11 protein-coding genes are annotated in these 10,255 nt (G+C 68.7%); 8 read left to right on the top strand and 3 right to left on the bottom strand.

The window, feature by feature from the left end; all coding sequences use genetic code 11:
* Positions 1-29 precede the first annotated feature (29 nt).
* From ABZU72_RS26425 to ABZU72_RS26435, 3 genes are read left to right on the top strand one after another with little or no spacing between them, the layout of a single operon-like run.
* The gene (locus ABZU72_RS26425; protein ID WP_355021751.1) at positions 30-1,220 is read left to right on the top strand and encodes a ubiquitin-like domain-containing protein; all 1,191 of its coding nucleotides are present in this window, start codon (positions 30-32) and stop codon (positions 1,218-1,220) included.
* A gap of 34 nt (positions 1,221-1,254) precedes the next feature.
* Complete coding sequence (gene rsmA / locus ABZU72_RS26430; RefSeq protein WP_355021752.1) at positions 1,255-2,124, top strand: 16S rRNA (adenine(1518)-N(6)/adenine(1519)-N(6))-dimethyltransferase RsmA; 870 nt, start codon at positions 1,255-1,257, stop codon at positions 2,122-2,124.
* The gene (locus ABZU72_RS26435; RefSeq protein ID WP_355021753.1) at positions 2,121-3,023 is read left to right on the top strand and encodes a 4-(cytidine 5'-diphospho)-2-C-methyl-D-erythritol kinase; all 903 of its coding nucleotides are present in this window, start codon (positions 2,121-2,123) and stop codon (positions 3,021-3,023) included. The genes rsmA and ABZU72_RS26435 overlap by 4 nt, the downstream gene beginning before the upstream one ends.
* A gap of 103 nt (positions 3,024-3,126) precedes the next feature.
* On the opposite strand, the gene ABZU72_RS26440 is transcribed toward ABZU72_RS26435, so the two are convergent.
* Together ABZU72_RS26440 and ABZU72_RS26445 are read right to left on the bottom strand one after the other, a co-directional pair.
* Positions 3,127-3,939 (bottom strand): IclR family transcriptional regulator, encoded by an 813-nt coding sequence (locus ABZU72_RS26440; protein WP_160158759.1) that lies wholly within the window; start codon positions 3,937-3,939, stop codon positions 3,127-3,129.
* Between the two features lie 219 nt (positions 3,940-4,158).
* Complete coding sequence (locus ABZU72_RS26445; protein WP_355021754.1) at positions 4,159-5,424, bottom strand: TetR/AcrR family transcriptional regulator; 1,266 nt, start codon at positions 5,422-5,424, stop codon at positions 4,159-4,161.
* 107 nt (positions 5,425-5,531) lie between these two features.
* Between ABZU72_RS26445 and ABZU72_RS26450 the strand changes: the two genes are divergently transcribed.
* Positions 5,532-7,325 (top strand): ATP-binding cassette domain-containing protein, encoded by a 1,794-nt coding sequence (locus tag ABZU72_RS26450; protein WP_355021755.1) that lies wholly within the window; start codon positions 5,532-5,534, stop codon positions 7,323-7,325.
* Between the two features lie 138 nt (positions 7,326-7,463).
* Here the strand turns inward: ABZU72_RS26450 and ABZU72_RS26455 are convergent, their stop codons facing one another.
* The gene (locus ABZU72_RS26455) at positions 7,464-7,952 is read right to left on the bottom strand and encodes a MarR family transcriptional regulator (RefSeq protein ID WP_355021756.1); all 489 of its coding nucleotides are present in this window, start codon (positions 7,950-7,952) and stop codon (positions 7,464-7,466) included.
* Positions 7,953-8,060: 108 nt separating this feature from the next.
* Here ABZU72_RS26455 and ABZU72_RS26460 point away from each other — a divergent pair, with 108 nt between their 5' ends.
* The 4 genes from ABZU72_RS26460 (at position 8,061) to ABZU72_RS26475 (ending at position 10,168) form a co-directional block, all read left to right on the top strand.
* Positions 8,061-8,858, top strand: a complete 798-nt coding sequence (locus ABZU72_RS26460) for a methyltransferase domain-containing protein (protein ID WP_355021757.1) — start codon at positions 8,061-8,063, stop codon at positions 8,856-8,858.
* On the top strand, positions 8,855-9,235 hold the full coding sequence (locus tag ABZU72_RS26465) for a VOC family protein (protein WP_355021758.1): 381 nt from the start codon (positions 8,855-8,857) through the stop codon (positions 9,233-9,235). The genes ABZU72_RS26460 and ABZU72_RS26465 overlap by 4 nt, the downstream gene beginning before the upstream one ends.
* 149 nt (positions 9,236-9,384) lie before the next feature.
* On the top strand, positions 9,385-9,651 hold the full coding sequence (locus tag ABZU72_RS26470; RefSeq protein ID WP_008362591.1) for a metal-sensitive transcriptional regulator: 267 nt from the start codon (positions 9,385-9,387) through the stop codon (positions 9,649-9,651).
* A gap of 49 nt (positions 9,652-9,700) precedes the next feature.
* Positions 9,701-10,168 carry a hotdog fold domain-containing protein gene (locus ABZU72_RS26475; protein ID WP_355021759.1) on the top strand — a complete coding sequence of 156 codons (468 nt, stop codon included), beginning with the start codon at positions 9,701-9,703 and terminating at the stop codon, positions 10,166-10,168.
* The last annotated feature ends 87 nt before the right edge of the window (positions 10,169-10,255 follow it).

Consider the following 10,255-nt stretch of genomic DNA (forward strand, 5'->3'; position numbering starts at 1 on the left):
ATCACCTGATCTCGCAACACCGTTCGCCCGTGCCCGGGGAGAACGAACATCGGAGCATCGTGCCCGTCAGCAGCACCAACTCGTGGTTCCGCAACATCGTTTCAACCCGCCGCCGCAAGGCTGTTCTGGTCGGCGGACTCGCCGCAGCAGTGGTCGCCGCAGGCGGCGCGGCGTACGGGGTCAAGACCTCCCAGACCGATGTCATCGTCTCGGTTGACGGCAAGGCCAAGGACGTCAGCGTCAACGCCGACACCGTCGGTGAGGTCCTCGAGGCCGAGGGCATCGAGATCGGCGACCGTGACGCGGTTGCCCCATCGGTCGACACCGAGGTCGAGGACGGCAGCGCGATCAGCGTCCGCTACGCCCGTCAGCTGAGCCTCGAGGTCGACGGCAAGGCCCAGGACCACTGGGTCACCGCGACCACCGTGGGCGGCGCTCTCGCCGAGCTCGGCCGTGACTACGACCGGGCGGAGCTCTCGACCAGCCGTGGTGCCTACATCGGCCGCGACGGGATGTCCCTCGACGTCGTCACTCCCAAGAACGTCAAGGTCGAGCTGGCCGGCAAGAAGGCCAAGAAGGTCAGCGTGACCGCGCTGACCGTCGGCGACGCGCTCAAGGACCTCGGGGTCGACCTCGAGCGCCGGGACAAGGTCTCCCCGGCCTCCGACAAGGCTCTGAAGACCGGTCAGAAGATCGTCTTCACCGACTTCTCCGCCAAGAACCAGAAGGTCGCCCGCGAGACCGTCGAGGCGCCGGTCGAGGAACGCGAGGACTCCTCGATGTACGAGGGTGAGACCGAGGTCGTCGAGGAGGGCTCCGACGGGGTCCGTTCGGTGACCTACCGCATCGTCCTCAAGAACGGTGAGGCCGTCTCCAAGAAGGTCCTCGAGCAGAACGTCCTCGAGAAGGCCGAGCCGCGCATCGTCAAGGTAGGCACCAAGGAGAAGGAAGCCCCTGCGGCCAACTACGCCGGTGGCAGCACCGTCTGGGACCAGCTCGCGCAGTGCGAGTCCGGTGGCAACTGGGCGATCAACACTGGCAACGGCTACTACGGCGGTCTCCAGTTCAACCTGCAGACCTGGCAGGCCTACGGTGGCTCCGGTCTCCCGAGCGAGAACAGCCGCGAGACCCAGATCGCGGTGGCGAGCAAGCTCCGTGACGCCAACGGTGGCTACGGCGCCTGGCCGCACTGCTCGCAGCAGCTCGGTCTGCCGCAGTAAGGCTCTTTCGGCCCTCGGGCCATAGTCTGTACCCATGACCGACCGCACCCCGCCGCGCCTGTTGGGCCCGGCGGAGGTGCGGTCGCTCGCATCCGAGCTCGATCTCCGCCCCACCAAGCAGCGCGGGCAGAACTTCGTGATCGACGCCAACACCGTGCGCCGGATCGTGCGCGAGTCCGGCGTCGGCGCCGACGACGTCGTCGTCGAGGTCGGCCCCGGCCTCGGATCGCTCACCCTCGCCATCCTCGAGACCGGCGCGAAGGTGACCGCGATCGAGATCGACGAGGTCTTGGCGCAGCTGCTGCCGAGAACCATCCAGGAGTACGCCCCCGACCAGGCAGACGCGTTCAGCCTGCTCCGCGCGGACGCTCTCCGGGTCGACTCCGTCCCCGGTCCGCCGCCCACGGCCCTGGTCGCCAACCTGCCCTACAACGTCTCGGTCCCGGTCCTGCTGCACCTGATGGCGCTGCTGCCCTCGCTACGCCACGGACTGGTGATGGTGCAGGCCGAGGTCGCCGACCGGCTGGCGGCCAAGCCGGGCTCCAAGGTCTACGGCGTCCCCTCGGTCAAGGCCGCCTGGTACGCCGAGGTACGCCGCGCCGGCGCGATCGGCCGCAACGTCTTCTGGCCGGCGCCCAACGTCGACTCCGGCCTCGTCTACTGGCGTCACCGTGAGCCGCCGTCGACCGCCGTCTCGCGCGAAGAGGTCTTCGCGGTCATCGACGCCGCGTTCGCGCAGCGTCGCAAGGCGCTGCGCGGTGTACTCAAGCCTCTGGCCGGCTCCGCCGACGCCGCCGAGAAGGCGCTGGTCGCGGCCGGGATCGACCCGCTGGCGCGCGGCGAGGTGCTGACCATCGCGGACTTCGTACGCATCACCGAATCGCTGCAAAAGGTTCCCTCATGACGATCACCGTCCGCGCGGCCGCGAAGTTCAACCTCCACCTCGGCGTCGGGCCGGTCCGGGAGGACGGGTTCCACCCGCTGGCGACCGTCTACCAGGCGATCGGGCTCTACGACGACGTCACCGTGAGCGAGGCCGCCGAGTGGCAGGTCACGCTCACCGCGGAGGACCACATCGCGCTGGGAGAGATCCCGACCGGCGAGGACAACATCGTCGTGCGGGCGGGCCAGGCTCTCGCCGCCCACCACGGCATCGACAAGGCCGCGAAGGTCGCGATCCATAAGGGCATCCCGGTCGCCGGCGGGCTCGCCGGTGGCTCTGCCGACGCGGCCGCGACGCTCGTCGCACTCGACCGGCTGTGGTCGCTGGAGACCTCCGACGAGGATCTGCTGAGCCTTGCGGGGCAGCTGGGCTCCGACGTACCGTTCGCGCTCATCGGCGCCACCGCCATCGGCGGCGGCCGCGGCGAGATCGTCGAGCCGGTCACCGACAACGGTGCCTGGTGGTGGGTCGCGGTCGGCAACGAGCAGGGACTCTCGACGCCTGCGGTCTACCGCGCCTTCGACGAGCACGCCGGGACCGAGGTCGGCGACCCGCAGGTGCCCGAGAGCCTGCTCATGGCGCTGGAGAAGGGCGACGCGGAGCTCCTCGCCGAGGCGCTCACCAACGACCTGCAGGCCCCGGCGCTCGCACTACGCCCCGATCTCGCCCAGACCTTCGCCGACGGCGCCGAGGCAGGCGCCCTGGCCGTCCAGCTCTCCGGCTCGGGTCCGACCGTCCTGATGCTCTGCCGCGACGCCGCCCACGCCCGCGAGATCGCCGGAGTGATGCAGGCCAAGGCGTACGACCGCGTCTGGACCGCCCCGGGCCCCGTCGCCGGCGCCCACGTCGTCACCTACTGACAACCCGCCGAGGCGTCAGCTGCGTCGGCCGAGATGGCAGCGCTGAGCCATCTCGGCCGACGCGCGTGACGCTTCGACCGACCTGGGTGACGCCTCGGCCGGGTCAGGCGGCGCTGGAGACGACCTCGTCGGAGATCGCGGCGGCAGCGCGGCGCAGGTGCCGGGTGATGCTGGCGGCGTTGAACCCGGCGGCGCTGCCGGAGACGGAGACGGCGGCGATGGCACGGCCCTCGATCATGATCGGGACCGCGGCGCAGACGATGCCGAGCTGGGCCTCCTCGCGGTCGAAGGCGATGCGCTCGCTGTTGGCGCGGCGGAGCTCGGCGAGGAACTTCGCCGGGTCGCCGTGCGAGTGGCGGGTGCGCCTCACCAGGCCGGACTCGAGTACGGCCGCGATGTGGTTGCGGTCGCTGAACGAGAGGATCGCCTTGCCGAGGGCAGAGCAGGCTGCGGGCGCTCGCCCGCCGACGTACGTGTCCGGCTGGATGCCACCGCGACCGGTGATCTTCTCCAGGATGACGATGTCGGTGCCTTCGAGGATGGCGAGGTGCACGGTCTTGCCGGTCGCCACGTAGAGCTCGGCCAGATGCGGCATCGCGGTCTCCCGGATGCCCTGCGGGCGGCAGATCTGCACCGCGTTGCCGAGCTCGAAGAGGCGGCGACCGAGGACGTAGTGACGTCCGGTGCGCTCGACGTACCCGCTCTGCTCGAGGTGGCGCAGAAGGCGGAAGGCGGTGGACTTGGGAAGCCCCGCGGTGCGAGCGATCTCGCTGACACCGAGCTTGGGGCCGGCTCCGAGAAATGCCTCCAGGATCTGGAGGGCCTTCGTCGCAGACGGGGTCGCCGAGGAGGTCGTCCTCGGGGCACCTTCATGGTCGTGCTGACTAGCCAGGGTGGGGATAGCAGTGACGCTCATGGGGGGATCTCCTTAATTGAGACGGAGGCACCACGAAGGGGGGATCTGGGGCCTCCAACTCTCTGTGACAGCAGTCACTGTAACGATCGTTCCGGAGGTTGTGGAGCAAATGTTGGATAAATCTCATTCCTGACCTGCGGAAATAGATGACACGGCATACAGTTCGATGCGTTTCCGCCCGTTAGCGCCGTAAACCCTCTGTGGACCTACGGTAGTAGGTCAGTGACTGATCTGTGTATGAAACGGCGTAGCCGTCACCAGTCGCGCCAGCAGGTCCGAGGTCGTGGCCGGTGGCATGTCGGCGCTGTCGAGCGCCTCGGCAAAGAGAAGTCCGTCTGCGATCACCAGCAGCAGCGCGGCCATCTCGTCCGCGTGCGCCGACCCGTCGTCACCGAGAGCTCCACGGAACCAGCCGGTGAAGTCGTCGCGCGACTGGCGGCGTACGGCAAGGAACCGGTCGCGGCCGGGAAGTGGCTCGGACCGCTTCGGCAGCACCAGCATCAAGCCGATCCGCAGGAACGGGGGCAGCCGGCGCAGGCTGGCCACCAGCGGCCTCAGCATCAAGGGGAGCTCGGTGGCGCAGTCGCAGTCCGCGCTCGGCGGCGGCTGCCAGGAGGACTGGGTGCTGATCCAGGCGCGGTAGGAGTCGTCGACCGCGGCCGAGAACAGGTCGTCCTTGTTCGTGAAGTGCCAGTAGACCGAGGAGGCCGGCAGCTCTGCCGCGGCGCAGATCCGGCTGATCGAGGCGCCCTCGTAGCCGCTCTCGGCGGCGACCTCCAGCGCTGCCGCGACGAGCTTCTCGCGGCTGCTGCTCCTGCCCTCGTACGTCACCGGCGGCAGCTCCACGGTCTCGGGGACGACGGCCGGGTCCTGCTTACGGAGGTGCTCCGCGACCTCGGCCAGCCCGTCGGCGAGCCGCTGCCGGAGCGGGTCGAGCTCGGCGTACTCGTCGGTCTGGGCGTGGATGAAGAGACCGTCGTGGGCGGCGAGCGTCAGCCGCGCGAGGGTCTCGATGTGCGCGGTCGGAAGGTCGACCGCCTGTGCCCACCACCGCTCGAACTCGGCGAGCGTCTGGGTGCGGATCTGGAGGAAGCGCTCGCGCGGACCGTCGCCGACCGTCGGTCCGGACTCGAGCGCCAGCATGAGGCCCATCCGCCACCAGTCGGCCTTGGCACCGTGGATGTCCGACGTCGTACGCCGCAGGTTGGCCAGCAGCCCCTCGCGCAGGTCGTCGCCGGTCGGTGTCGGCTCCCACCGCGGGGCGATGTCGTTCCAGCGGGTGTAGCCGTGCTCGAGCGCCTCGGCGAGCAGCTGGTCCTTGTTGGAGAAGTGCCAGTAGAGGGAGGACGGCGGGAGACCGGTCGCGCGGCGGACCTGCGCCATCGTCGTGCCGACATAGCCGCGCTCGGCGGCCAGCCGCAGCGCTGCTTCGAGGATCATCTGACGCGAGCCCTGTGTGTGCTCACGGAGCGTCTTCTCGGCCATTGCACCGAGTCTAAGCAGGTCAGGGGCGCTTCGTCCGCCCGGTGTGCCGCTGGGTGGCCGCCGCGATGCTGGCTGCCTCACCGCCCTCGGGGACAATGGGAGACGATATGGCGAACCTCCTCAACCTCGAGCACGTCTCCAAGGCGTACGGCATCCGGCCCCTCCTCGACGACGTCTCCCTCGGCATCAGTGCCGGCGACCGGATCGGCATCGTCGGCCGCAACGGCGACGGGAAGACGACGCTGCTGCAGGTGATGACCGGTCTGGAGGAGCCCGACTCCGGTCGCGTCTCGCGCCAGCGTGGCCTGCTGGTCGGGTTCCTGCACCAGGGTGACCAGCTCATCGACTCCCACACCGTCCGCGAGGCGGTGCTCGGCGGGCGGTCCGACCATGAATGGGCCGGCGTCCCCGTGCTCCGTGAGATCGTCGAGCAGCTCCTGGCCGGGATCGACCTCGACCGTTCCGTCATGGGTCTCTCCGGTGGCGAGCGTCGTCGCTGCGCCCTGGCCGAGCTGCTCCTCGGGGACCACGACCTGATCGTGCTCGACGAGCCCACCAACCACCTCGACGTCGAGGCCGTGGCCTGGCTCGCCTCACACCTGGCCGCGCGCTCGTCCGCGCTCGTCGTGGTCACCCACGACCGCTGGTTCCTCGACGAGGTCTGCCAGTTCACCTGGGAGGTCCACGACGGCCAGGTCGACGCCTACGAGGGTGGCTATGCCGCCTTCGTCCTCGCCAAGGCCGAGAGGTCCCGTCAGGCCGCCGCCACCGAGGTACGCCGCCAGAACCTGGTCCGCAAGGAGCTGGCCTGGCTGCGGCGCGGTGCCCCGGCGCGTACGTCGAAGCCGAAGTTCCGCATCGACGCCGCCAACCAGCTCATCGAGGACGTACCTCCGCCGCGCGACCGCTTCGAGCTGCAGAAGTTCGCTGCTCAGAGGCTCGGCAAGGACGTCATCGACGTTGAGGACGTCGACCTCTTCCGCGGCGAGCGGCAGCTGCTGTTGCACGCCACCTGGCGCATCGGTCCGGGCGACCGGATCGGCATCGTCGGCGTCAACGGCGCCGGCAAGACCTCGGTGCTGTCGCTGCTGGACGGCTCCCTCCCGCCCGCGGTGGGGAAGGTACGCCACGGCCGCACCATCGCCCTCCAGCACCTGACCCAGCAGCTCGACGACCTCGATCCGGAGGCGCGGGTTCTCCCGACCGTCGAGTCGATCAAGCGCGTCACCAAGACGACAGACGGCCAGGAGCTCTCGGCGACCTCGATGCTCGAGCGATTCGGCTTCACCGGCGACAAGCTGGTCACCCGCATCGGCGACCTCTCCGGCGGCGAGCGCCGCCGCTTCCAGCTGCTGCGCCTGCTGCTCACCGAGCCCAACGTACTGCTGCTCGACGAGCCGACCAACGACCTCGACATCGAGACGCTCAACGTCCTCGAGGACTTCCTCGACGCCTGGCCCGGCACCCTGATCGTCGTCTCCCACGACCGCTACTTCCTCGAGCGCGTCACCGACTCCGTCTGGGCCCTGCTCGGCGACGGCCAGATCTCCATGCTCCCGCGTGGTGTCGACGAGTATCTCGAGCGCCGCCTCCCCATCCCTGCCGAGGCGTCAGCCCCGCGGGCCGAGGCGTCACGCGCGTCGGCCGAGACGGCAGCGGGTGGCCCGTCCAAGGCCAAGCCCGGCTCTGCCGACGAGCGAGCGGCGAAGAAGGTCATCGCCAGGATCGACAAGCAGCTCGAGCGGATCGGCGAGCAGCAGCGGAAGCTCGAGCTCGCGATGGCCGAGTCGGTCAACGACTACACCCGGCTCGCCGAGCTCAGCGCTGAGCTGGATCAGCTCGCCGCGGAGAAGGACGACCTCGAGCTGGAGTGGCTCGAAGCGGCCGAAGTCCTGGAGTAGCGCCTCCGAGGGAGTGCTGGTCGGCGGCTCGCGCAGCGTGTAACACGTTGTTCGTACGACTACTCGCCCTATGAGAACGACCGGATAGTCCTACGAACAGCGTGTTACACGGCTCGCGGATCCGCGCGGCGGAGTTCGTCAGGATGAGAAGGGGACCAGCAGGCGGCGCAGCAGATCGGTGAGCTGGCTCTGCTGGTCGCCGGAGAGGCTGTCGAGGAACTCCCGCTCGGCTGCGAGCAGCGCTTCGAAGGCGCTGTCGACGGTCGCCTTGCCGTCGGGGGTGAGTCGGACGAGGACGCCCCGCCGGTCGGCCGGGTCCGGCAGCCGCTCGACCAGACCGCGCGAGGCGAGCCGGTCGACGCGGTTGGTCATGGTCCCGCTGGTCACCAGGGTCTCGCGCAGCAGCCTGCCGGGTGAGAGCTCGTAGGGGTCGCCCGCTCGGCGCAGGGCGGCCAGTACGTCGAACTCCCACGACTCGATCCCTGAACCCGAGAATGCGTCGCGCCGAGCGAGGTCGAGGTGACGCGAGAGGCGGGAGAGACGCGAGAAGATCTCGACGGGACCCAGGTCCAGGTCGGGCCGCTCGTGTGCCCAGGCCTCGCTCAGGTCGTCGACTTCGTCGCGCATGGCGAGAGCGTAGCCCAAGTTCACCCCATCGAGAATCTTGACATCGAGACAAGTCGGCGGGACGATCTGAATATCTTGACGTCAAGAGAAATCGAGAGGACGTACGCCATGACCGCATGGGATCCCGAGCGCTACCTGACCTACTCCGACGAGCGAGGTCGGCCGTTCGTCGATCTGCTTCGCCGGGTCGACGCGGATCGTCCGAAGACCGTGGTCGACCTGGGATGTGGCCCCGGAAACCTGACCGCCCTCGCGGCCGGCCGCTGGCCGGAGGCCAGGGTCGTCGGCCTCGACTCCAGTGCGCCGATGATCGACAAGGCGCGCGCGACCATCGACGGCGTCGACTTCGCGGTGGCGGACCTTCGTGACTGGGCCGACTCGGTCGTGCCAGGCTCCGTCGACGTACTCCTCTCCAACGCCACCCTCCAGTGGGTCCCCGGTCATCTGGACCTGCTTCCTGCGCTCGCCGGTGCGGTCGGAAAGAGTGGCTGGTTCGCCTTCCAGGTCCCGGGTAACTTCGACGAGCCCAGTCACCGGCTCCGCGAGGAGCTCGCCGCCGAGGGGCCGTACGCCGAGCACACCCGTCACCTCGAGGCGCCCGGGTCGCACGACCCGGCCGACTACTACGACGTCCTGGTGGAAGCGGGCTTCGAGGTCGATGCCTGGGAGACGACGTACCTCCACGTGCTGACCGGCGAGGACCCGGTCTTCACCTGGATCGCCGGCACGAGCCTCCGTCCCACCGCTGCCGCGCTGGAGGGGGCCGGTCTCTTCGAGCCGTTCGCCGAGGAGCTCAAGAACCGTCTGGCACAGGCCTATCCGGTACGAAACGATTCGGTAGGAAACAGTTTCGTCCTGCTCCCGTTCCGTCGCGTCTTCGTGGTCGCCCGCAGGCTGGAGGCATGATGCGCATCCATCACGTGCAGGTCGGCATGCCCGCCGGCAACGAGGACGAGGCCCGAACCTTCTATGCCGACGGGCTCGGGCTGACCGAGGTCCCGAAGCCGGCCGAGCTGGCGAAGCGTGGTGGCGCCTGGTTCCGCTCACCGGGCGGCGCGGAGATTCACCTCGGTGTCGAGGATCCGCACCGACCGCAGGCCAAGGCCCATCCCGCGCTGGCGGCCGAGACCGAGGCAGACCTGGAGGCCATGGGCGCGAGGCTGGCCGACCTCGGCTTCGACGTCGACTGGAGCCAGCGTTACAACGCCGAGGGCTTCCAGCGCTTTCATGTCCGTGATCCGTTCGGCAACCGCGTCGAGATCGTGTGGCCGACGGGCAACTAGCACGAACTTCCGTCCCGTGTAGGCGAAAACCGGAATCAACCAAAAAGAACCGTAACGCCAACTGGTCTGGACCGTTGTCCCCCGGGGGATACAACAACGAGCCAGGAATGATGCCAGAAACGATGGAAGGCAAGACTTTGACTGACGACGTGACCGTCCCCCAGCCTCGGGACGCGGAGACGACGAGCGTGGTCAATCGAGTCCGCCGGGCTCAAGGCCAGCTCGGTGGCGTACTCCGCATGATTGAAGACGGCCGTGAGCTCGCCGATGTGGTTGGCCAGCTCAAGGCAGTGACTCGCGCCCTCGACAAGGCGGCTTTCGCGCTGCTCTCCAACGAGCTGCGCCGCGCGCACGCCGACGGAGATCGCCCGGAGCAGATCGAGGAGCTCGAGAAGGTCTTCCTCTCCCTCTCCTGATCTCGGGCCAGGAGAGGGGAGGAGGTTACCCTCGGGTAACCTGACTGCCATGAGCCAGCTCTACGACCTCTGGAAGTCCTTTAACCGTGTCCCGGTTGTCGGCAAGCGAGCATTCTCGGTCGCGTTCGCGAAGAAGGCGCCCTACTTCGGGTCCATCCACCCGCTGGTCAACCAGCTGCGACCCAACTACGCCGAGGTCATCGTCCCCAACCGCAAGGGCAACCACAACCACATCGGCACCGTTCACGCCATCGCGCTGTGCAACGGTCTCGAGATGGCCATGGGTGCCCTTGCGGAGGTCACCATCCCGCGCGACAAGCGCTGGATCCCGAAGGGGATGACCGTCTCCTACACCGCCAAGGCCTCCACCGACATCACCTGCATCGCGGAGACCGACCAGGAGGAGTGGGACACCGCCGACGGTGACCTCGCGGTGCGCGTCAAGGGCATCCGTGAGGACGGCACCGTGGCCATCGAGGGCACGATCAACCTCTGGGTGACCCCGAAGAAGAAGTAAGAGTTTGTACGAAGCGGCCCGCCGCCCACCCGCGCCCTGATCCTCGACCTGGCGGCGGCGATACTCGACGCCATCCGGGCGCTTGAC

The sequence above is a fragment of the Nocardioides sp. NPDC004968 genome, from assembly GCF_040608935.1.
In the GTDB taxonomy this organism is placed as follows: Bacteria; Actinomycetota; Actinomycetes; order Propionibacteriales; family Nocardioidaceae; genus Nocardioides.

Coding starts and splice junctions, on each gene's coding strand:
- rsmA (WP_355021752.1), top strand. CDS start 1,255: ATGACCGACCGCACCCCGCCGCGCCTGTTGGGCCCGGCGGAGGTGCGG.
- ABZU72_RS26435 (WP_355021753.1), top strand. CDS start 2,121: ATGACGATCACCGTCCGCGCGGCCGCGAAGTTCAACCTCCACCTCGGC.
- ABZU72_RS26440 (WP_160158759.1), bottom strand. CDS start 3,939: ATGAGCGTCACTGCTATCCCCACCCTGGCTAGTCAGCACGACCATGAA.
- ABZU72_RS26445 (WP_355021754.1), bottom strand. CDS start 5,424: ATGGCCGAGAAGACGCTCCGTGAGCACACACAGGGCTCGCGTCAGATG.
- ABZU72_RS26450 (WP_355021755.1), top strand. CDS start 5,532: ATGGCGAACCTCCTCAACCTCGAGCACGTCTCCAAGGCGTACGGCATC.
- ABZU72_RS26455 (WP_355021756.1), bottom strand. CDS start 7,952: ATGCGCGACGAAGTCGACGACCTGAGCGAGGCCTGGGCACACGAGCGG.
- ABZU72_RS26460 (WP_355021757.1), top strand. CDS start 8,061: ATGACCGCATGGGATCCCGAGCGCTACCTGACCTACTCCGACGAGCGA.
- ABZU72_RS26465 (WP_355021758.1), top strand. CDS start 8,855: ATGATGCGCATCCATCACGTGCAGGTCGGCATGCCCGCCGGCAACGAG.
- ABZU72_RS26475 (WP_355021759.1), top strand. CDS start 9,701: ATGAGCCAGCTCTACGACCTCTGGAAGTCCTTTAACCGTGTCCCGGTT.